Genomic DNA, 23,538 nt, shown 5'->3' on the forward strand with positions numbered 1-23,538 from the left:
GGACAATGGGCACAAAGCTGCCCCCTGTCCGGCTTGCGGCTTCGCTGCATTTCCTAAGCTTGATTAAAACGAAATAGTTATACTCTGCTTAGGGCCCTGGAGAATATTATGTCTGATTTACGCCAACGCTTTTATATAGAGAACTTTCCAGTACGTGGAGAAGTAGTTCATCTAGAAGAAGCCCTACAAACTATCTTAGCTCAACGTGACTATATGCCTGCTGTTAAAATTCTGCTAGGTGAAATGTTGAGTGCGACTGCATTACTTGCAAGTACACTAAAAATCAAAGGCCGTATCAGCTTGCAAATCCAGGCTAGCGGCACCTTCAAATGGGCGATGGCTGAATGTAACCATTTAGGGGAGGTTCGTGCTCTAGCGGACTATGAAACCGACCCTCGCTTTGCTGAAGCAACAGACAGCAGTACAGTTCTTGGCGCTCTCGTTAACCCAGTTTTATTTATTAATATTGAACCGGAGTTTGGCGAACGTTATCAAGGGATTGTACCGCTTGATCAAGTGACTTTAGCGGGTTGCTTGATGCAGTATTACGATTTGTCTGCACAAATTCCAACGCGCATTGTGTTGGCAAGTACAGATAAGCGTTCTGGTGGTTTACTGATTCAACTCTTACCACGTCATGATGAAGAAGAGCAAAACTTGGTCGATGAAGATTTATGGCCACGTTTGACGATGTTAACTGAAACATTAAAAGCTGAAGAGCTTACCAATTTAGATGCCAACGAAATCTTATATCGTTTATATAACGAAGAAGAAGTTCGTTTACCAGAAATTGAAGCATTAAAATTTGGTTGTACATGTTCAAAAGAACGTTGTGCAAATGCGCTGATTCAAATTGGTGTAGATGCTGTTCATGAAACCCTAGAAGAACAGAACCCGATTCGTATGGACTGTCAGTTCTGTAATACGCAATACACATTTACCGCTGAAGAAGCTTTAGCATTATTTGGTGAACATTTAAGTTAATATTTTAACTTTATAAAAAGGCGGTTACACCGCCTTTTTATTTAGCTGTATTTTTTGATGATAATTTTCAATATGTTATTTTAAATAGGATAATATAAGGCTACTTTATAACCCAATAAATAAGATGCCTAAATACCATGAATTATTTTGATTATTTTCTCTTTATTTTTAGCGTAGTTATTATGATTGCGACCCCTGGTCCTGTCATGATTTTAGTTGCAAGCGCTGGACTCAAAGGAGGCTATAAAAAAGCACTTGAAACAATTTTTGGTACGAACTTAGCCTCGCTTATTTTAATTTTTATTTCAGTACTCGTATTAAAAGGAGTGCTGAGTGTTAATGATAGTTATCTCAATATCATTCGGATTTTAGGTTGTCTATATATTGGTTATTTGGGTTTTAGTATTCTCAAAGAAGTGATTCAGGCTCCTCACCCTGAAGCAATACAAACCGTTTCCGCACAAAATGGCGGCTTTAAAAAAGGCTTTCTCGTCGGTATTTCGAACCCTAAAGATATTATCTTTTTCTCAGCTTTCTTTCCGCAATTCGTCTCTATTACCCCTCAGTTAAATTTAAGTTTAACCATACTTACCCTGACATGGATTGCTTTAGACTTCCTCACTTTATCTTTGGTTTATATCTTTTTCCGCCGTCTTTCTAACAGTCATTTATATCCCAAAATATTAGGTCTATGTGGTGTATTACTTTTACTGATTGCCCTTTATGGCTTGTATCAGAGCTTTATCTAATTCATTAGAGGTATGGGCTAATTTGTCTATACCTCTTCCTATTAATTTCATTTCGTAATAGAACAACTCTTATACAATCTAGCTTATTGAAACCTCTAAAAATCGTTTCATAATGAAATAAACAACACCATCGTGATAAAACATTATGGCAAAAAATTATTATGAAGAATTAGGGGTTACACGCAAAGCCTCTGCTGATGAAATTAAAAAAGCTTATCGAAAATTAGCCCGTAAATATCATCCAGACATCAGCAAAGAAAAAGATGCAGAAGAAAAGATGCAGGCGATTAATGTTGCTTATGACACATTAAGTAATGCTGATAAAAAAGCCGAATATGACCAGATGTTAGATCACCCTCAAGGTTTTAATAATTTTGGTCAAGGTGCTGCACAAGGAGGCTTTGATGGAGCACAGTTTTATCGTCAAGGCTTTACAGGTGGTGAGCAAGCAGACTTTAGCGGTTTTGAAGATTTATTTGGTCGCTTTGGTGCAGGCTTTGGCGGTGGGCAACAACAATATCAAAGACAACAACGTAGTTATCGCGGTGAAGATCAACATGCCAGCATAGAGGTTGATCTTGATATTGCCTATCACGGATCAACCCAACAGATTACCCTGCAAATCCCAACCATGAATGCTTATGGCGAGCCTGAAGTTCAACGCAAAACACTTCAAGTCAAAATACCAAAAGGTATGAAAGAAGGTCAGCAAATCCGCTTAACTGGACAAGGCCAAAGTGGGATCAACGGTGGTGCAAACGGCGATCTTTATATTGAGATCCAGTATAAAGATACAGACCGTGTTCATGTCGAAGGCAGTGATGTGTATTTGACTGTAGATGTAACTCCATGGGAAGCAGCATTAGGCCAAGGTATTGAAGTAAAAACACCAGCAGGGCCTTTAAATGTCAATTTACCTAAAAATGCAAAACAAGGACAACAGCTACGTTTAAAAGACAAAGGGATACCAAATAAAACGCCAGGGCATCTGTATTTAATTTTAAATATTGTATTCCCCCCTGCAAATTCTGAAAAAGAAAAAGAAGCGTATCAGCAATTGGCAGAAGCCTTTGCTTCATTCGAACCTCGTTCATCTCATTAGGGAGCAAGATCATGACAACCATTCACTATCGAGAAATTGTATATGACGGCCATACCTTTAGTGCAGAGGTCGTTGATGAACAATCTACATTTGACCTACAACAATTTGCTCAAGCTTGTGGCCAAAGTCCTGACTGGATTCTTCAGCTTATTGAATATGATATTTTATCAGTCGAGAACACACCTGAAGCACATCAGTTTATGGGCGAAGATGTCGCACGTGCTCGTAAAGCTTATCGTCTGCAACGTGACTTTGACGCAAGTTTAGCAGCAGTTGCGGTAATGTTAGATTTGATTGATGAAGTACAACAACTTAGAAAACAGTTGAAGCATTTTCATTGAGTTTTATTCTTCTAAATAACCATTCAAACATGCATAAACTAAGGTGATGGGTGGCAGGGATGCCGCCTTTTGGACTGCGGTAACATGGATGTACCGTCAGTCCAATAAAGGGTTTTGTTACTTTTGCCCAGTCAAAAGTAAGGATAAGCCTATACAAAAAACATCTAATTCATCCTTAAATTTGAGGCAGTACTAACAACTCAAATTTACTGATTTTTGAAAATTCCTATTACTTTAACCGAGTAATCTTCTCCACTTCCTTCAAAGTCTGCTTAATCGGTTCATATTCCAAAAACCAAAACAAATTCATCCGATTTTGACGATGCTGTTGAGCCAATAAATCAATCACACTTTTTTCACCACGCCCAACTAGATGTTGTCGATAAAAATAGTACAAAAGCAAAATCGTGCTCAGTAGCATCACCCCTAACATTATCCAGAAACCAACTGGCGATTTAAGACCAGGAATAAACTCAAAGTTCATTCCATAAATACCTGTTAAAAGGGTAAGCGGTGCAAAAACTGCGGTGATAATTGCCAAAATCCGCATGTTTTCATTGGTCTGGTTTGCAATCGCTGAAAAATGCAAATCAATTGCTGATTGAATTGCGCTGCGTAATCGCAAAGTATGTTTTTGGATACGCTCAACATGACTCATCAAATCATTTAATCGGACCAATAAAATATCTTGAGAATTACGAATATGACTACCAACTACATGATGGTAATTTTCTACAATTTCATCTCGGAATTCTTGTAAGGTTTCGATTTGCTCTTCGCATAAATTTTCAACCTGTTGAAAGGCCATATTTTCATGAAATAGTTGGTGCCATTGTTTGAAACGGCGATTTCCCTGCAGTAATTGTTGCTGCCAATGCTCAACCCTTCTGGTCAATGGTGAGCGAATATCAAGATAGCCATCTACCATACTATTTAAAAGTCGCAACGATAAATCGACTGGTGAATTTGGCAGTTTACGGGTCTTATTTTGCTCTTCTAAAGTTTTACATAAAATATTTTCGAGACGTTGAATGTAGTTTTCAATCGACTTATTGCCCTGCTCACGCACGCTAATCAGTACATCAGGCGTCAAGATAAAACTGATGGGTGTCGTCGCTAATCCAAAAACACTATCTTGGGATTCAGCATGTTTAATTTCATCATCAGGTGTAACCAGCTTTTTAAAAATGAGCAGGTCATATTCTTCAAGGGTATCAAATGCACAGGGATGTTCAATATTGGCAATATCCCGCATATGAAATTCATTAATCACCACGCCTGAAAGCTGTTGAATCTTTTGTTGCCATTCTTCGTTATGGTTCACCACATCCGTTCTGACACTATCAATCCAAAAAAACTCCAGAACATGTTCACTATGCTGTTCACGGCTTAAAAAGACATAGCCGTCAGCTTGATGGCGATAAAAGTAATAAACCTGCATACCACAATGATCTGTTTTTGTATTACTTGCATCATGCCATAAAAAAAGTCCGCATCAAGCGGACTTTTTCATGTCACTAGAACAATTATGCTTGTTCAATGTCTTTCATAGTCAATTTGATACGACCACGATTATCAACATCAGCAACCTGTACTTTCACTTCCTGACCTTCTTTAAGAACATCAGTTACGTTCGCAATACGTTCATTTGAAATTTGCGAAATGTGAAGAAGACCATCAGTACCCGGCATGATGTTTACAAACGCACCGAATTCTACAATACGGATTACTTTACCGTCATAGATCTTACCTGGTTCAACTTCAGCAGTAATCGCTTGAATCTTAGCAATTGCAGCTTTAGCAGCAGCTTTAGTTTCACCAAATACGCGTACTGTACCGTTGTCTTCGATATCAATTGCAGCTTTAGTTTCTTCGGTAATTTGACGGATAGTCGCGCCGCCTTTACCAATAACGTCACGGATCTTGTCTGGGTTAATGTTAATTACTTCAAACGTCGGTGCATGAGCACTGATTTCAGCACGAGCACGTGAAATGACTTTGTTCATTTCATTGAGGATGTGCATACGACCAGCAAATGCTTGGTTTAATGCAACTTCCATGATTTCTTCGGTAATACCTTCAATCTTGATGTCCATTTGAAGTGCAGTAATACCGTTTGCAGAACCTGCTACTTTAAAGTCCATATCACCTAAGTGATCTTCATCACCCAAGATGTCAGAAAGTACTGCGAAACGCTCGCCTTCTTTCACTAAGCCCATTGCAATACCAGCAACTGGTGCTTTAAGCGGAACACCTGCATCCATAAGTGATAATGAAGCACCACATACAGAAGCCATTGAAGATGAACCGTTAGATTCAGTAATATCAGATACAATACGAATCACGTACGGGAAGCGGTCAGCAGCAGGAAGAACAGCTTGAACACCACGACGCGCTAAACGACCGTGACCAATTTCACGACGCTTAGGACCAGATTCACGGCCCGTTTCACCTACAGAGTATGCAGGGAAGTTATAGTGCAACATGAAGTTATCAGTTTTAGTACCAGCAAGGGTATCAACCATTAACGCATCACGTGTATTACCCAAAGTTGTTGTTACCAACGCCTGAGTTTCACCACGTGTAAATAATGCAGAACCGTGTGCACGGTCTAATACGCCAACTTGAACATCGATACCACGAACAGTTTTTGTATCACGACCATCAATACGTGGCTTACCTGACAAGATGTTGTCACGTACTGTACGGTATTTAAGGTCTTCGAATAATTCATTTACTTCATCAGCAATACCAGTTTCGTCATTTTCTGGAACGAACTGAGCTACAGCTTCTGCATAAAGTGCATCAAGTGCTGCATAACGGTCTTGTTTAACCGCAATTGTATATGCTTCAGAAATTTTAGCTTCGAAAGCTGCTTTTAATTGCTCAAGAAGCGCTTCGTTTTTAGTTGGAGCAACCCAAGTTGATTCAACAGCACCAGCAGCGGCAGCAAATTCTTTAATCGCTTGAATTGCAATTTGCATTTCGTCATGACCGAATAGCACAGCACCAAGCATTTGGTCTTCTGAAAGTTCTTTCGCTTCAGATTCAACCATCAATACAGCAGATTCTGTACCTGCAACCACAAGGTCAAGGTCACTTTCTTTTAACTGTTCGAAGTTCGGGTTAAGAACATATTCACCGTTGATTAAACCAACACGTGCACCACCAATTGGGCCACGGAAAGGAGTACCGGCAATAGACAATGCTGCTGATGTACCAAGCATTGCTGCAATGTCAGCATCCATAGTTTTGTCAGAAGAAACAACAGTTGCTGTTACTTGAATTTCGTTGAAGTAACCTTCTGGGAACAACGGACGAATTGGACGGTCAATAAGACGTGAAATTAACGTTTCAGCTTCAGAAGCACGGCCTTCACGCTTACCGTAACCACCAGGGATACGACCAGCTGCATATTGTTTTTCTTGATAGTTAACTGTTAACGGGAAAAAGTCTTGACCCGCTTTTGCTTTAGGTTGAGCAACAACTGCAACTAAAACAGTTACGCCACCCATAGTGATTAAAACTGTGTTTGCTTGACGTGCAACGCGACCCGTTTCTAAAACGACTTGATGTTGACCGAATTGGAATTCTTTACGAACGATATTAAACATTGACATGTATTGTATTTTCCTAATTTTATTCTAGTGAGACCCCTAAGGTTTGGCATTCAGACTACACCGATTGGTAGATAAATGACAAAGCTTAGAAGCCATCACACTAGATCAATTATTTAAAAAAGTTAAACGCAAAGAAGGAGCGCACAAGCGCCCCTTCTAAAAATCACTTAACCTAACATTAAGTGAAACTCTCTTTTCAGCGATAAAGCATTGCGACATGCGAAATAGCGAAAACAAAGTGAAAATCGAATTAACGACGTAAACCTAAAGCACCGATCAAAGCAGTGTAACGACCGTGGTCTTTACCATTTAAGTAGTCGAGCAATTTACGACGTTGGTTAACCATACGGATCAAACCACGACGGCTGTGGTGGTCGTGTTTGTGAGCTTTGAAGTGACCTTGTAAATCATTGATTTGAGCAGTCAATAAAGCTACTTGTACTTCTGGTGAACCAGTGTCATTTTCAGCGCGAGCAAATTTAGCAATGATCTCTGCGCGGTCTGCATTAGTTAAAGCCATTCGATTTCTCCGAGATGCTTAAAAAAGTAAACGATATGAATCAGTTGAGGCAACTGACTGCCGTGCATCACTACAGCAAGTCGCCTATTTTAAGGTATCTATAGGTGGATTGCAAAATAGTTTTCAGTAACTTGTCATTTTAGACACTGACATCAGGTCCTTAACCCTGCACACTAGCCTTGAATAAAAAGAAAGAAGCGCGAGGGACGTGTGAAAATTTTTTCAACCAACACTTGTCCAGTACCGGACAATATTGAGCAAGTCATTCGACAAAAAGACGAAGTTGCTGCTGAACAGGGTGGAATGAGTGAGCATCAGATTCAAAAAATCTGGAAAAGTATAGAAGCACTGTATAAAACCGGAAACTATCCACTCATTACCTTCTGTTTACGCAGGCAAGGTAAAATTTTGCTCAATAGAAGCATTGGATATGCCCAAGGGAACTCTCCGGCAGGTCTTCAAGAAAATGCGCTGATTGCAACCCCAGATACCCCTGTTTGCCTATTTTCAGCATCGAAGATGATCACAGCCATGTTGATTCATCTATTAGATGAAAAAGGTGAAATCAATTTGCTCGACCCCGTGAGTTATTACATTCCAGAATATGGTGTCAATGGTAAGCGCCGTGCAACGATCTTTCATTTATTGGCACATCGCGGTGGTATTCCCTATATTGAAGGCGATGTCACCCCAGAATTATTATTTGATAAAGACGAAATTTTAAAACGTTTATATGCTGCTCGACCTGTTTCTCCCGCTGGCAATCATCTTGCCTATCATGCGGTTACGGCAGGTTACATTTTAGGAGAAGTCATTGAACGGGTGACTGGGCAAGACTTACGTGAATTTGTACATCAAACTATCGAAAAGCCGATGGGAATGCCTTATTTCAACTATGGATTGAAACCAGAATATCGTTCAGAAGTCGCCTTAAACTGTGCAACAGGTCTGCACCCTCGCCTTGGTACCGATCATTATCTGAATCATGTTTTAGGTGGCGGTTTGCAACTTGCAGTTGATGTGACGAACGATAGTCGCTTTATGGACACTATTTGCCCAGCCGGCAATATCTACACCAGTGCAGAACAAGCTGGCCGCTTCTTTGAAATGCTTTTAAGTGGTGGAAGCTATGGCGGTCAGCAAATCTTCAGTGAAAAAACTATTTTCAGAGCGACTCTTCCCACTACTGGCGTTAATATTGACCGTACGTTATTAATTCCAATGCGCTATGCTTTAGGACCAATGTTAGGCAGCAACCCTGTCGGCCTTTTTGGTCCAATGACAGGACAAGCATTTGGCCATTTAGGGTTTTCTAATATCTTATGCTGGGCTGACCCTGAAAGAGATATCAGTGTTTCCCTATTAACAACAGGTAAATCTGTAGTGGGTACTCACCTGCCTGCTTTAGCTAAAGTTCTCTATCAAATCTCAGCACAATGTCCGCGTATATCGAGAGATCAACGCCGTTCTTTATTTGGTAGCGACTCTCATGAGACTGACTTAGTGTAGAAGCAAATAAAAAACCCAAGCATTTCTGCTTGGGTTTTTGGCGCTGTAGTTTTTGTTTATCGTGTTATTACTGTTTTTATTGTCGTTGGTGAGATGCTAGTCACATCCTTCTTGTTGTTTTAACTCACTTCCGTTGTTTTTGTTTCTATTTCCTTATGTGATGTATTGTGACATATCCAATTATGAAGAAAAGTAGTATTTTTCTTATCATCATGTAAGTAAAAACGTACAGGTCTGTCTAATATTTGGCAAATGGCTCCTTTTAACATTTAACGTACAGTTCTGTATAACATTTAACTTAACAATTCACAGGAAAAATGCCTGTTTTAAAAACATATTACAGAAAAATATATTGATATTATTGATTTAAATCTTTACAAGAAAACATCGTGCAGATGACGCTAAAAGCGAAGTTTTGTCATACTTTTTGAAAGGCCGTGAAATTTAGAATATAAAAAAGCCCTGTAGTCTCTCCCAAAACTACAAGGCTTAGCGGCTGTAAGTTTCCTCTTTATACACCTACTTCATTGTAAGTTCGCAGTCTCTCGACTTAAGTTGTTATTATTGTGCGATTTTGCCCGACATTCCTTGCCAAGCTCGTTGTGCGTTTATAATCTCAAAAACACGGGATGTACTCTAGCAGCAAATATCTCGAATCTATGTAAGCTTTTTCTTACAAGTGTAAAAATATTAAGTTTGGCTTAACGAACTAACCGATTAACTTTTTGAACTAACCCACTTTTTCTTGTAGTACGAACTGTAAATGCCTGTATTAAAGCCTCTTGGTCAACTAAAAGACTGACTACTTTCTTAGCTCGTGTAATCGCAGTGTAAATAAGCTCTTGGCTTAATAAGTTCTTTGCAGCCTGATCAAGAACAACAGCAGTATGTGTAAATTCAGACCCTTGCGATTTATGAATTGTTAGGGCAAAAGCACTTTGAATGCTTTTAGGCAATCGATTTGCAGCGACCCATTTATTCAAACTTGGAAAATATACTTCAAACTGCTGTGGCTGAGTTCTGTGCTCAAAGCACAAACCAATGTCTCCATTTGAAATACCGAGTTGATAATCGTTATAAGTCATCATTACTGGACGGCCCACATACCACCCTCCGACAGTCACGATTGATAACTGTTGCTGTATCCAACGCTGGGCATATTGGTTTAACTGCTGCAACCCAAACGGACCATGACGAACAGCTGTTAAAATACGGTAGTCATCAAATGCTTTTACTACATTTTGAACCTGTTCAATCGAGCGCTCTTCTTGTAAATAGTTCTTTAGACTTTGTACATACCCTTGGAAACCGAGCATGAGCTTTTGATAATAGACATCTAGGTCTAATTGATTCCCTTCTGGTAAATATTCAAGCTGAACCACATCGGGCATATCTGTTTGTAGAAGTATAGGTTTTAATTCTGCGGCTTGAATAATATCAACTTCAAATCTCTGCAAAACTTCTACATGATCTTGTTGATGGGTTTGCGCCTGAATAAATTTAGCAACTTGCCCAATCAGTGCCCCTTCAGCGAAACGGCGACTGGTTTGTAATTGTACTCTGTTGTCAGCCAATGCCTGTATTTGCTGCAAATCTGCAAGAACCGCCCCAACATCAACAGAAGCGAGCTGATTTGCATCTCCTAATAAGATAATTCGACAAGACTCGGGCACAGCTTCAAATAATAACGTTGCTAGATTTAAATCCAGCATAGAAGCTTCATCCACGACAATTACGTCATAGGGCAAAGGCTGTTTTTGATTAAACCGTGGTGTTTGGCTATGTCCCATCCCTAATAATCGGTGAATCGTTTGTGTTCCCTGATTCCTTAGCTCTTCACTAACTAATCCAGACTCAAGCAATTTAGGGTCGTTAAACGAGTTCTGTAAAGCTTCTTGCATTCGCTGTGCTGCTTTACCCGTTGGAGCGGCCATCGCCACACGAATATGCGGAATTGCCTGACTCAGCACAGCAATAATACGTGCCAGTGTATAAGTCTTACCTGTACCCGGCCCACCCGTAATAATACTCAAGCTTTGCCGAGCAACCATCTGTAAAGCTGCCTGTTGATGAGGATCGGTGAGTAGGTCCAGATAGTCTTCACAAGCTACGGGTTGAATTAATTGTTGCTTTAATCGACAAATTTGTTCTGCAAGTCGTTGCTCTAGGTGCCAATATCGGTATAATGCCAACCCCTGCTCATCGTAGACGCACGGCGCAACTTTTGAAGTTGCTTGATCAGCAGATATAACAAGCTGACCAAGTGCGGCAATTTGCTCAGAACTGACATCGATACAGCTATCGCCTTGCAAGCTCGCTTCAATAAGCTGCTGCAAGTAAGAAGTGGCTTCTGACACTTGCGATTGTTCAGTAAATGGAGCCTGATTTAAGAAGTTACTCCACGTTGTTAACCAGCTTAAATCGGCCTGTTCAGAGCTATTTAGATTGTCCACACACTTATCCACCTAGTTTTCCACACGCTTGTCCACATGGTTATAGACAGGCTTATCCACATGTCAAGTATTTGTTAATCTTCAAATTACGCATTTTATCAGCATTTTTCATGCTATTTTATCCTCAGCAAAATACCCCAAAATGGCATCAAGACGAAGAATAAACTCGACGCTAGGTTCCCAATAATAGTACCCCTGCTCCGCTTCACCATTCATACCACGTAAATAAAGATAAGTTGCCCCACCCAAATGTTGTTCAATTTGGTAATTCTGCATTTTGACTTGCAAATAACGATGTAATGCAACGAGATATAAACCTGCTTGTAGCCAGTAACTTGCTAAAGACATGCTTTGGGCAATGCTGTCGCTACGATAATCTGCAAGATCATCCCCTAAGTAATTACTTTTATAATCGGCAATGTGGTAACGCTGACCATCAAAATAAACCAAATCGATAGAACCGTTGAGGTAACGCGCTGATCGAGCCTCAAGTAACTCCGGCATATTCAAACCATATTCAGCGAAAAGCTGCTGAATACGTGTCATCGCTAAAACCCGATCTGAGAGTGCCAAATAAAAAGGAAACTCTGACAAATACTGATCTTGTTGGAGCTGGTTTAATTGAAAGCCTTGAGAAAGCGGTGTTCGCAAAATATCTTTTAACCACTCTGCAACTGACTGGTAAAGCAGATTTTCTGCATCTTCCTCTTCTGGGAAGCTCTCGTTATATTTACTGAGTAAATCTTGCCAAAGGCTACTATAGTCATTTTTAAAACGACGTCGTATTTCTATGACCCAGTCATCTGAACATTGAAAATCAATATGTTCAAATATTTCATGCAAGAAATTACCGGCAAGTGTTCCTCTAGGAAAGTTACTCTTGATCCAGTCAATCGGCTGAGCACTGATTGCTTCAGCAGTATGAATTAAGTCCAACTCATCTTCTGCCAATACAGCATCATTGCTCTGGCTGGCCAATAAATCTGTGCCAGCCTTATGTTTTAAATGCTGTGCCAAGTAACTGAAACTGGTTTTCCCTCTCGAATAAAAACGTTGTTCAGGAAACCGTTTTGCTTGTATTTCAATAACACTGGTTTGCTTGGCTAAATGAATTGCTTGTGGAATCTGTTCCAAAACCATTTCATCCGTACAGCAACGGTGTTGAAAAGGTTCAGCTCTATTTTTCCAAAATGCGAGGCCTGATACCGATTTACCATCACTATCTTGTAAAACAGCATAGACGCGATGGCTTGCTCGCGTTAAAGCGACATACCAAAGACGATTTTGTTCAGCGAGTGCTCGCTCTTCATGTTGCTTAAGTTCAATCTCATTCAAATAAGTTTTGTCAGCAATCGCAACGACACGTTGAGTCAAAGTCTGGTTTGAGTCTGGTTTGACAATATCTTGGGTTGAAAAATTAAGTGTTTTATTATTTTCTCGAAAGGGCTTATCTGCACCTAATAAAAATACAATCTTAAATTCCAGCCCTTTTGACTGGTGAATGGTCATGAGCTGAACACCAGCTTCGCTCGATAATTTACGTTCTAATTCCCAATCACGATCAAGAGGAGAACGTAACTGTTTGAGATACCAGTGATAAAGGTTCTGAGCACCTGAGTATTTTTCACTGTGCTGACTCAAAATTTCAGTTAAATGACGCAAGTTCACCACAACCCGTTCATTATCTTTACTTTGAGCTGCAACCAAATTTTGCCATATATCAAACTGGATGAGGCATTGTTGCCATGCCACTAAAAAGCCTTGAGCGGACCACAACTCTCTAATCGTGTCAAAACCAGTCATAAACTGGCTTAACCCTTCGGCTGTCTGCTCAAGTTGCAAGAGTTGTTTTAAATCCATGGCAAATAGACGGCTAATTAAAGCTCGCTTCACTTTTGCCTCATCGTAAGGATGAAGTATGGCGGTCAGCAAAGCCCCCACGTCTTGAGCAATCGAGCAATCGAAAACACTTCGTTTTGATGGCCTGTTAACACGAATTCCTAAACGTTCTAGCTCAAATTGAACTTTATCCAGCCCATCATGATTACGAGACAATACCGCAATATCATCTTCGTTTAAGGTTTGAGTCTGAGCATCTTTTTGAAAATATAGTTGTCCAGCATGTGACTGGTTAAGTAGATCTCGAATCTTCCATGCAACTTGCTGAGCCTCTGTTTCTTTATCTTTGAGCATCAACCAGCGTAAAGGGTGAGGATTATGATTGTTCTGCTCAATCAATACAGGATGAGGCCGAGTTCCTGCTCGAATTGGGTCATATTGAACTTCTTCACCAAAGTCGATTTGCCTTTGAAATAAGGCATCGACCACTTCAACCAGATCAGCAACAGAACGATGGTTATGAATTAGCTTATACTCACGACCATGTTTGGCTTGAATATCTTTATAGGCATTTAAGAAGGTGAGCATATCCCCACCGCGGAAACCGTAAATCGCCTGTTTACGGTCACCCACCATAATCATGCAACCTTTTTTATAGCGCTCTGGATGGCGCCAAATGCTCGCCAGCATGTCGTCTTGATCTTGGTTGGTATCCTGAAATTCATCAACTAAAATTAAGGGATATCGAGCCTGCACAAATACAGCAAAACGTTGCCCCTGCTCACCTTTTAAAGCTTCAGAAAGTGTACGAATTTGCTGAGAAAAAGTAGTTTCACCTTTATTTTGTAAAACCTGTGGTAAGCGTTTTTTAACCTCTACACATAAATAGGCTTTTAAATAAATATGAAGCTGGTCGAACTGCTCGGCGTAATTTTTCAGCACACCAAAGAGCTTCTGAATTTGCTGAATACAGGGATGCTGATAGAAACCCTCTGAGATTTCAGCAGGACATTTCTTAAAAACTTTTTGATCGGCAAGTTGACCTAAAAACTTAAAAATAAGTTCTCGTTGTGCGGCTAATGACCCGTCAAAAACTAAAATAATGTCACTTTGCTTTAGAACTTGTAGTAGCTGCGGTAAACATTCACTAAATAGTTTATTAAATGTCCCATTTCTAAATACTGTCCCGCTCACATGTTTATAGTGTTCGCCATCAAGCAAGTAATATGCTTCTAAAAGGCTGATATCAATTTCTGTCGCTAATTGTTTGAGCTGGGCAAGTTGTTCAAATTGAATGGTTGGTTTTTCGGGAAGTTTAAAATGAGCCGAACTAAAATTAAGTGAGTCTTCGACCAGTTTAACAAAACTATCAACACTCTTAAGCTCACCTGCCAAATACAACGCATCAATCACGGTTTGAGGTTGAGACTGTATCCATTCACGCAGTACATCATGGATCAGTTGCCGACTATAAGTTTTGGCATCATCGGTAATTTGAGCGCGTTCAATTTTGCCACTCTCAAAAGCAAACTCACGTAATAGTTTTTGGCTAAAGCTATCGAGTGTCCCGACAAATAACTCGTCTAATTGATCTATAACCAGTTTTAAACGTTCACACGCATAGGCAATACGCGTCGCAAAATGCTTTAGAATATGCTGGAGTAATAAGTCAGGTTCTTGCTCTGCCTGCGTAAGTAATTCTTGTTCTGTAAAACTACGCTTGGCATCTAAATAACGATACGTTTCAACCAAACGTGCACGAATACGGCTTTTTAACTCGGCAGCGGCAGCACGGGTAAACGTGGTCGCAATGACTTGTCTAGGCAAGTATTTTTCAAGAAAGATACGGACCATCAAACTTGATAAGGTATAGGTTTTTCCTGTACCTGCCGAAGCTTCAATTAAGTGTAAGCCACTAAATTCAATATCAATAATAGGTTGATAAGACACCTGTACTCTTGAGTTCATGCCTTACTCCGAATGTTGAAATTGAAAAACCGGATGATACAAATCATACGCAAACTCATCACAAGCATGTTGAAGCAAAGCTTGCGCATCTTGTTCTTGCAAAATAAAGCTCCAGTCTTGATGCAACTTGCAAGCTTCATTTTGAGTCATATCCATTGTGGTAAATGACCCTGTCTCATTCCAGTATTTTAACAGCTCTGTATAGCTCTTCTCATCCAGTTTTGCTTTTTCTGTCTGATTTGTTGTTTCCCACTGATATGCTTTAGCTTTTTCTAGTGGCTTTAATAATAAGGCTGCTGGTAGAACCAAAGGTTGTTGCTGTGCATGGCGCCAGATTTTAAACCATGGTTGTAAATATTGCCGAGCTTGCTCAGAACTAACCCCACTACAAATCACAGTTTGATCACTAAAAACCACAATACGGCGTTTTTCAGCCCCGGCACTTCCCTCATTTAAGTAAGCTAACCAGAGCAGATATTCTAACCAGACTTTAGCGCGTCTTTTTGCCCGAGCGCTTGAAGGTTCCATACTCACCCAATCCCGAGTTTCAGACTTCGGAACTGTAATATTCATATGAAGCTGTTTAGCAATTCGCCAAATACGCTGAGTCGTTGGTGTCACTGCTGGTGCATAATGGTGAAGGCGTTCAAGTAAACATTCTTGCTCAAACACACCTTGTTGCCATGCGCTATATTTGACTTTGCCTACAGGTAACTGATCAATTAATACTTCAGGTTGTGCTTGCTGTTCAGATTGCTGTAAAAAATATCGAATTGTATAGCGCCCTAAACCATCTAATAATAAAGGTTCATTTTGGTCGAGCACTCCGACACTTCCTAAGTTTTCTACCCCTAAAGTTTTCAAATATAACCGTGCTGGGAATGTCACATCTTGTATCCACTGCTGGCTTTCTAAAACCAAGATGTCAGGTATTTGTAGCGGATAGGTCGTGTTCGCCCAAGGCTGACGGTTTCCTGAGACTTGCTGAATTTGTGTAGCGACTTTAAACCAGTGATCTTGATAACGAATAACACGTTTCTCTACAGTAAATCCTTTCGGGTCAAAAGGCTGTAAATCATGGAAGTGATAGAGTTGTTTTAATTGTGAAGGAATCTCAATCCCTTCAACAACTATATTTTCAGGTGCATCATTTTCAGCTTTCACAATTAAGGCAAGATGCTCACGGAACTCTTGAAGAATACTTGAAGGTTCACGCACTTCGCCATCGTTCACATCAAAGCCGTTATAAAACAGCCATAAATTTTCTTGGGCTAATAATAAAGCATCTAAAAAAGCGCCTTGATCATCTTCAAGTCGAGATCGGTCACCTAACTGTTGGCGTAGTGCATCCATTAAATCAAATGGAACGTGGGTATCACGGTTTGGAAATTGCCCTGCATCAAGATTTAACATGACCTTTAAGCGATAAGGTAACGGTCGAATATGTCCAATTTGGGCGAAGGTAATCTGCCCTGTCGGTTCAGCTTGTGCACTTTGACTTTCTAAAGTCCGTTGAATTTCTTCAATAATATAAGGCAGAGGCAAGGTAATTTTGCGCAAAGTTCCTGTTTCTGTCTCGGCGTAATAGCTTGCGAGTGTCAACATTCGTTCTTGTTTTTTAACAATTTCCCGCACAGCTTTTAAAGCTGCAACACCGACCTGCTCAAACTCAACAATATCTTTGCCTAGCACTTGAAGCCAATATTCAACCGTATAGACTTTCCCTTGTTCATGTAGAGTTAACCAATCACGGCGCTCATTCAAATCTTGATAAATCTCAATAAGTGTACCAATCAACTCAAAATCACTGGGCTGAACTTTGGCATAACTCAAGACCTGATTGAACGTTGCATGTACAGGCACAGCAATGCCAAGGGCCAATCGCTCCAAGGCAAATTTAAAGCTATATCGATAATCATCATCCCCTTCACACAAACTACGTTTGAGATGCTCTGCATCTAGCCCTCGTTTAAAGCCCGCATCGGCAAGTAAATTTAAAATTCGCTCAACCTGAACATACTCAAGTTCATAACGTTGCTGGGTCGCATGCAAACTTAACCAGTCAGCAAAATCATCAAAGCTAAAACGCCCCTGCATCAGTTGAATACGTCCAATTACGGCACGCCATGCATTAAGTGCATCGAGTGATGCAACACCTGCGATTTTCACAGGCAAATGCACACCCTGTTCAGTAGCAGTAGCGGGAAATACACTTCGAATTAGAGGCTCAATATCAGCCAAATTAGGAACTAAAACTAGAATATCGTTTGGACGGCGCGGCTGCTCATGCGGTTTAGCCAACCAACAGATTAATTGCTCTTTTAATACTTCAAGCTGACGTAAAGTCGAATGACAAACATGAATCTGAATCGAGTCATCATCTGGGGCAAGCTCATATTGTTTCGCTTGCGGTTCTACCAAATGTAAAATATCTGACTGAACTTTACCGAGTAAACTTTCTGGAAAATCATCTACAAAAGCATCCACCCATTTACCTTCTTCGCCCGTAGACAAATTTGATAATAGCGAAAAGTGGTCGCGGGCTTGCTTACCCAATCTGGTTAAAAGCGGATGTCTAGACTCACGCGCTTCAGCATTAAAGTTGAGTGTGAATTTATTAAAAAACTCACTAATTTCAGCGTCTGTAGCCTTCGGATTTTTCGCAATAAACCGCTCTTTCACCCCTAAGTCATAACGTTGCTTCCACAGTGGATCGACACTATCGGCCCAATATTCTTGTGAAGGGTTATAATGCAAAATCAGCACATCAACGTATTGTCCTAAACGGCGCAAAAACTGTAATTGGCTAGGCGGTAAATCTAACAACGTAAAGATCACCACTTGATTAGGTAATCTTGAAATAGCACGCTTACTACGGTCCGGATGATCTAATTCTTGCCAAAACAACTCATCGATTTGCTGCATCTGCAAAAAGTCATCATGAAAATGTTGTTGCCATAACCAACGCTGCCAACGTTCTAGCTCTTGCGTTTGATGCAATGCAAAAGCAGTCACTTCTTCATCTTTTTGTACAATATATTTTTCAATATCTAGTGATCGGCCCTGCCCCCAAGCAGACAACCAGTTTTCCGGACAGGTGCAACTATTTTCACAACCTCGCTGGCACTGTCCACGATAAATCATATAGTTGCTGAATAGATCGGCAACCTGCTCAGCGACCCAGTACAACATTTTTTGTTTTTTTAATTGTTTATCTATGCCTTGTTCGAGTCGATCTGCGCTGTCATAAATACGCTGAACAATAGAATGTAATGGATGCGACGTGTCGATGCTCATCGTGTCAGGTTGAATAAATTCGTGTAAAGCCTGATGCACCCGCCATTTAAAAATCAAACGCGGGATGTTCGCTTTACGGACCTGCTCTTTATGCGCAGTTAAAACTTGCTGATAGGCAAACCATTGGAAACCTCGTACCCGTTGGTGAAACTGGTAATTGGCACTCATGCCTTGCTGTTCTGCAAGTTTTTGTATCAGCCACTGCTCGACCGCAGGACTTGGAACAATAAAATGTTGGGTTTTCAAAACCTGTAATGGATGCGTTGAAGCTTGAGATGTAGACGCCAATACACCTTGCAACAACACATCAATACGTTGACTTTGAATAACATGGATCCCCATTTATTTCATATCCTGCTTGCATAATTTATGCACAAAATCATAAACATTCATTACTATACAACTGAATCTGACTATGTCACGTTGGTTTAAACACAGCATAATTTAACTTAAGGTGTCACTTTCACTTGGTTTGAATGACGCCATCAAGAACTTATACAGGTAGACATTATGAAAATTGACAAGATTCCTGACTATATTGATCCTAGCCTAAATCTGGAACAAATTCGCGATGAGTGCCATGATCTCATCAAAAAAAGAGCTTACGTCTCAGCCGGAGCGGCAATTGTACCGATTCCTTTTTTTGACGTGGCGGTAGATTTGGGAATTTTGTCGCACCTGATTCCAGATATCAATTCCCGTTTTGGTTTAGCACCTGAACACGTGAGCGTTTATGACCCAAAAACTAAAACCATTCATTGGGACGAGTTACGTAAACGCGGTTTTGAATTTTCAGGTTTTGTAGTCGCACGTACTACTGTTAAAAAAACATTTAACGGCTTTTTGGGCAAAATCGTAACAAAACAGGTAACTAAATTTATACCGCTAGGCGGACAAATTGTAGCAGCAAGTTTAGGTTATTTCATGATGAAAAAAATAGCAGAAACTCATCTGAATGACAGTTATAACCTTGCAAAACGTATTCAGCAAAAAAGCCGTGGCACAATTGTAAATTAATATGTGTATTTTAGCTGAGAGCTTAATCTGCTCTCAGCTGTTTTAAAACTGCTCTTAATACTTCCAGACGCGCCGTATATTTATCGTCAGTTGCGACGATATACCAAGGTGCGTAGTCAGTACTGGTCCGCTCAAACATATCTGCGGCGGCTTTTAAATACTCGTCCCACTTATCACGATTACGCCAATCTTCTGCGGTAATTTTAAAACGTTTATGCGGTGTCTCTTCTCTGGCCTTAAAACGCTGCTCTTGTTCGTCTTTACTAATCGCCAGCCAAATTTTTACTACAACCGTTTGACTATCAAATAAATCCTTTTCAAAGCGGTTAATTTCATCATAAGCACGCTGCCATTCTAAAGGCGAAGCAAAACCTTCAACACGTTCAACGAGTACGCGCCCATACCATGTCCGGTCAAAAATCGTAATTTTTTCGGCTTCATTAATGCGGTTCCAAAAGCGCCATAAGTAAGGATGCCGAGCTTCAAAGCGTTCAGGTGCACCAATACAATGAATATCGTATTCACGTGGGTCTAAGTTTTTAACAATTCGCTTAATGGCCCCGCCTTTACCGGCGGCATCCATACCTTCAAAAGCAATCACGACATTGCGTTTATCAAAACGCATGGCATCAGCAATTTTCTTACTCAGTTTATCGAGCTCTTTTTTATAATCAGCTTTTTCAAGTGGTTCATTAGAAGGTTTTAATAAACTCTCTGGAATTTTAGCCTGCTGCCATTTTCCTTTAACTTCGGTTTCATGCTCTGGAAGTTGACGCATATGTTGTAAAAGGTATTGAGCAAAAAACTGATCACGCTGTTTTTCATCTTCACCATCAATAATGTACCAATCGTCGGTAAAGCGACGGCGTAACTTTTGCAAAGTGTCATATTGTTTTTTATTACGCCAGTCTAGGCCATGAAGCTTATGCCAATGTTGCTCTGACGGGTCTATTTTGTCTAAACGTTTTTGTAGTGACTTCCATGAAAGATCAAACCAGACTTTAACAACATCGACATAGTTATTTTTTAAATCTTGCTCAAATGCCCGCATATTTTCAATGTATTCATCAAAGCGCGCTTCATCTAAAGGTTCGGAAACATGTGTCGCGGTGACTAATAAATCGCTATACCAGTTGCCGAACATCACCACAATTTGTCCTTCAGTCGGAATAAACGCTGAGTAAGATTGCCAAAATGCCTCATTGTCCGTCAGCACACGTGGCGCGTCTGCTTTAACTCTTAAATATCGTGGATCTAGCCATTCACGAAGTTGCTTAACGGCTTCGCCTTTTCCAGCCAGTTCAATACCACTCATTAAAATGAGTGTGCTTTTAGCGTTGGGTTTTCCCCGGCTTTCTTTTAACGCATATTGTGCTTCAATCAAGTCGACTGAAAGCTGTTCTTCATCACGAATCTCAAATTTTGGTTGTTGTTCACTCATAATCCACAGCTCTAATCTTTTATTGTTTAATTTCGATGATCTTTAACTTATGCGGTTAATTGATGAATTGCTATACAAATTATGTCATTGCGACAAAAATCTGCCTGAGAATTGACGCATGAATCATTTTTTTTACATCTACTCGCCATAGTACAAGGTTACAATGCCTTTTATGATTTTTTGCAAATAGCCCAATATTAGAGCCTTAAATGTCTAAACTCGCTGCTTTTGATGATCTTTTACAACAATATAAAACATTTAATTATCACGATAATCCTGTGCTTGCCCAACGTTTGCAAGATGTACAAACATGGCTAAAAGAGCGGATGAAAGATACGCATCACGACTTTTTTAATTTGCCAGCGCACAAGCTCATGTCAGAGTATTTTTTAAATCGTTTATATGGCGGTCCAGAGTTTGATGCCTTGGCAGCTCAAATTGAACGCCTCTTGAAATATGCGCATAAAGCCGAAAAAGTTTTACCTGAAAATGCAATTAAAACAGGCACTAAATCGGTAAGTTTGGCTGTACTTGCCACTCGACTTGATGAGCAAGTAGCAATGCAACTTCTTGAGGACTATCCGGCAGATACCGCACTCACTGATGAGATTATGCGTTTGACCTTAATCAAGCTCGATCAAGCAGAAGCGCGTTATCAACAGCTTGCCCTCCTTGATGATTTAGGAGCAGCACTCGATAAGTACATGCGCTCATTTATGATGTTTACTGCTTTTAAAATGTGTAAAGGTATTGCCCAAAAATATCACTTCGAATTGATGTATGATTTCATTCAAGATGGTTTTAGTGCGATGAAACCGTTAAAATCAGCCGAGACCTTTATTAAGACTTTTACTGAAAAAGAACGCCAGATTATTGAAAATGTACATTCAGGGCATCCGAATCCGTTTAGAGTGTGATAAGGTCGGCACATAGAAAAACTCAACCTCGCGAAGTTGAGATTTTATTCATTATATTTGCATGATGATGCCTGTAAAAATAGACAAAATCTGTCATCATGCAGAACTTATTCCGTTTCACTTGAGTTTGAGTCTAGGAGAGACAATATGTCTAACGAAAACCAAAAGCCAACATCTCCAACTGAGCAGGCACAAAGTTCAGACAAAGTTAGCCCATTCCTAAGCTCACCTTTACCGCAAGGTACACCTCAAGGGCAACAACAAACTTTACAGCAAACCTTAACAGATACGCCTGTTAACGGTTCTGTACCGAAATATAATTTACCACGTGGTGCTGGTAATACTGGCAACGTTGGTGAAACAACACACTTTGGTTACTCAACTGTTAGAACTGAAGATAAAGCACAAAAAGTAGCAGAAGTTTTCCACTCGGTTGCAAGCAAATATGACTTGATGAATGACTTGATGTCATTTGGTATTCACCGTTTGTGGAAGCGTTTTGCAATTAACATGTCTGGTGTTCGCCGTGGTCAACACGTGTTGGATATTGCGGGTGGTACAGGCGACTTAGCAAAAGTATTTAGCCGTGAAGTTGGTCCACAAGGCCATGTCGTACTTTCGGACATTAACGAATCTATGCTTAATGTTGGCCGTGACCGTTTAATTGATGCGGGCTGTACCAATGTTGATTTCGTTCTTGCCAATGCAGAAACTTTAGAGCCTTTTGCAGACAACAGCTTTGACCTTGTCACCATTAGTTTTGGCTTACGTAACGTGACAGATAAAGATGCAGCACTTGCGTCTATGTTCCGTGTATTAAAACCAGGTGGTCGTTTACTCATTCTTGAGTTTTCTAAGCCTGTATTTGAGCCATTTTCAAAACTTTATGACCTCTACTCATTCACCGCTTTACCGATTATGGGTAAATTGGTTGCCAATGATTCAGAAAGTTATAAATATTTAGCTGAATCAATTCGTATGCATCCAGACCAACGTACTTTAAAAGGTATGATGGAAAATGCTGGCTTCCAGAACTGTGACTATCACAACCTTACTGCTGGTATTGTTGCCGTTCACCGTGGCTTTAAACTGTAAGGGATAACGATATGTGGTCGATTCTGGCACTCGGTGCAGTCGAACGTATCATTCATCATCTGATCGATCTGGATGCGGTTACACGCATTCAGCTTAATCAGTTACAGGGCAAAATGTTGCGTGTTGTAATTGATAGTCCGCAGCTTTCTGTCGATGTATTCTTTGATCAAGAAAAAGTACGTCTTGAACCTACTGCAACAGGACACAGCGAAAAACCTTCTATTTTTGAACAGCGCCCTTTTGATGCCCAATTCAAAATTTCTGAAGCAACTGCAACTTTGCATGTTAAAGATGTCGTTGAACTGATTAAATTATTAGACAGCGATCCAGACCAGATTGGCAATATTCCATTGCAAGGTGACTACCACCTGCTACAGGATATTCAAAAGATTATGCAGCAAGCTGAACCCGATTTAGCTGCGCATTTATCTAGATGGGTAGGTCCTCAACTCGCCCACGAGATTGGCAAGATTCAACTTGCACCAAAACATTTAAAACGCTCTCTTCAAAGTCATCTATTTTTTGCAGAAGACGCATTAAAAGAAGATAGCGGCCTATTTGCCCCTCGCTGGGAAATGGACGACTTAACTCAAGCCACTCGCAAACTTAATCAAGACATTGACCGTCTAGAAGCAAGATTGCAGCAACTCAATGCACAACTACAACCCTCTCAAGACTAGGTAAGA

The 23,538-nt window shown here is 40.3% G+C and carries 16 protein-coding genes; 9 read left to right on the plus strand and 7 right to left on the minus strand.

Annotation, left to right across the window (positions count from 1 at the left end):
• Window positions 1-108: 108 nt before the first annotated feature.
• The 4 genes from hslO (at window position 109) to SOI81_RS15605 (ending at window position 3,176) form a co-directional block, all read left to right on the plus strand.
• Window positions 109-984: an Hsp33 family molecular chaperone HslO gene (gene hslO / locus SOI81_RS15590; protein WP_016142345.1), complete on the plus strand. Its 876-nt coding sequence runs from the start codon at window positions 109-111 to the stop codon at window positions 982-984.
• A 137-nt stretch (window positions 985-1,121) separates the two neighbouring features.
• Window positions 1,122-1,733 (plus strand): LysE family translocator, encoded by a 612-nt coding sequence (locus SOI81_RS15595; protein ID WP_320540974.1) that lies wholly within the window; start codon window positions 1,122-1,124, stop codon window positions 1,731-1,733.
• Between the two features lie 145 nt (window positions 1,734-1,878).
• Window positions 1,879-2,835, plus strand: coding sequence for a DnaJ C-terminal domain-containing protein (gene cbpA, locus SOI81_RS15600; protein ID WP_206223834.1), 957 nt, complete (start codon window positions 1,879-1,881; stop codon window positions 2,833-2,835).
• Between the two features lie 11 nt (window positions 2,836-2,846).
• Window positions 2,847-3,176 (plus strand): chaperone modulator CbpM, encoded by a 330-nt coding sequence (locus SOI81_RS15605; protein ID WP_002114963.1) that lies wholly within the window; start codon window positions 2,847-2,849, stop codon window positions 3,174-3,176.
• 229 nt (window positions 3,177-3,405) lie between these two features.
• On the opposite strand, the gene SOI81_RS15610 is transcribed toward SOI81_RS15605, so the two are convergent.
• From SOI81_RS15610 to rpsO, 3 genes are all read right to left on the minus strand, one after another.
• A complete protein-coding gene (locus SOI81_RS15610; protein ID WP_016142349.1) occupies window positions 3,406-4,617 on the minus strand; it encodes a magnesium transporter CorA family protein in 1,212 nt (403 codons plus the stop codon).
• Window positions 4,618-4,702: 85 nt separating this feature from the next.
• On the minus strand, window positions 4,703-6,790 hold the full coding sequence (gene pnp, locus SOI81_RS15615) for a polyribonucleotide nucleotidyltransferase (protein ID WP_171067952.1): 2,088 nt from the start codon (window positions 6,788-6,790) through the stop codon (window positions 4,703-4,705).
• 256 nt (window positions 6,791-7,046) lie between these two features.
• The gene (rpsO, locus tag SOI81_RS15620; RefSeq protein WP_002114951.1) at window positions 7,047-7,316 is read right to left on the minus strand and encodes a 30S ribosomal protein S15; all 270 of its coding nucleotides are present in this window, start codon (window positions 7,314-7,316) and stop codon (window positions 7,047-7,049) included.
• A gap of 210 nt (window positions 7,317-7,526) precedes the next feature.
• On the opposite strand from rpsO, the gene yfeW reads away from it, so the two are divergent.
• On the plus strand, window positions 7,527-8,825 hold the full coding sequence (yfeW, locus tag SOI81_RS15625) for a serine hydrolase (RefSeq protein ID WP_320540975.1): 1,299 nt from the start codon (window positions 7,527-7,529) through the stop codon (window positions 8,823-8,825).
• A gap of 701 nt (window positions 8,826-9,526) precedes the next feature.
• On the opposite strand, the gene recD is transcribed toward yfeW, so the two are convergent.
• The 3 genes from recD to SOI81_RS15640 form a co-directional block, all read right to left on the minus strand.
• Complete coding sequence (gene recD / locus SOI81_RS15630; RefSeq protein ID WP_320540976.1) at window positions 9,527-11,278, minus strand: exodeoxyribonuclease V subunit alpha; 1,752 nt, start codon at window positions 11,276-11,278, stop codon at window positions 9,527-9,529.
• 108 nt (window positions 11,279-11,386) lie between these two features.
• The gene (recB, locus tag SOI81_RS15635) at window positions 11,387-15,085 is read right to left on the minus strand and encodes a UvrD-helicase domain-containing protein (protein WP_320540977.1); all 3,699 of its coding nucleotides are present in this window, start codon (window positions 15,083-15,085) and stop codon (window positions 11,387-11,389) included.
• 3 nt (window positions 15,086-15,088) lie between these two features.
• Window positions 15,089-18,724 carry an exodeoxyribonuclease V subunit gamma gene (locus tag SOI81_RS15640; RefSeq protein WP_320540978.1) on the minus strand — a complete coding sequence of 1,212 codons (3,636 nt, stop codon included), beginning with the start codon at window positions 18,722-18,724 and terminating at the stop codon, window positions 15,089-15,091.
• A gap of 168 nt (window positions 18,725-18,892) precedes the next feature.
• Here SOI81_RS15640 and SOI81_RS15645 point away from each other — a divergent pair, with 168 nt between their 5' ends.
• Window positions 18,893-19,399 carry a hypothetical protein gene (locus SOI81_RS15645; protein WP_016142355.1) on the plus strand — a complete coding sequence of 169 codons (507 nt, stop codon included), beginning with the start codon at window positions 18,893-18,895 and terminating at the stop codon, window positions 19,397-19,399.
• A gap of 22 nt (window positions 19,400-19,421) precedes the next feature.
• Here the strand turns inward: SOI81_RS15645 and SOI81_RS15650 are convergent, their stop codons facing one another.
• Entirely contained in the window at window positions 19,422-20,840 is a 1,419-nt protein-coding gene (locus SOI81_RS15650; protein ID WP_320540979.1) for a phosphate--AMP phosphotransferase, read from the minus strand.
• 209 nt (window positions 20,841-21,049) lie between these two features.
• Between SOI81_RS15650 and SOI81_RS15655 the strand changes: the two genes are divergently transcribed.
• The 3 genes from SOI81_RS15655 to SOI81_RS15665 all read left to right on the plus strand — a co-directional run bounded on the left by SOI81_RS15655 (window position 21,050) and on the right by SOI81_RS15665 (window position 23,532).
• Window positions 21,050-21,757 (plus strand): FFLEELY motif protein, encoded by a 708-nt coding sequence (locus SOI81_RS15655; RefSeq protein ID WP_320540980.1) that lies wholly within the window; start codon window positions 21,050-21,052, stop codon window positions 21,755-21,757.
• A gap of 147 nt (window positions 21,758-21,904) precedes the next feature.
• On the plus strand, window positions 21,905-22,852 hold the full coding sequence (gene ubiE, locus SOI81_RS15660) for a bifunctional demethylmenaquinone methyltransferase/2-methoxy-6-polyprenyl-1,4-benzoquinol methylase UbiE (RefSeq protein ID WP_002114829.1): 948 nt from the start codon (window positions 21,905-21,907) through the stop codon (window positions 22,850-22,852).
• Window positions 22,853-22,863: 11 nt separating this feature from the next.
• Complete coding sequence (locus SOI81_RS15665; protein ID WP_320540981.1) at window positions 22,864-23,532, plus strand: hypothetical protein; 669 nt, start codon at window positions 22,864-22,866, stop codon at window positions 23,530-23,532.
• Window positions 23,533-23,538: the final 6 nt, after the last annotated feature.

The organism is Acinetobacter pittii, from assembly GCF_034067285.1.
GTDB classification, from domain to species: Bacteria; Pseudomonadota; Gammaproteobacteria; order Pseudomonadales; family Moraxellaceae; genus Acinetobacter; species Acinetobacter pittii_E.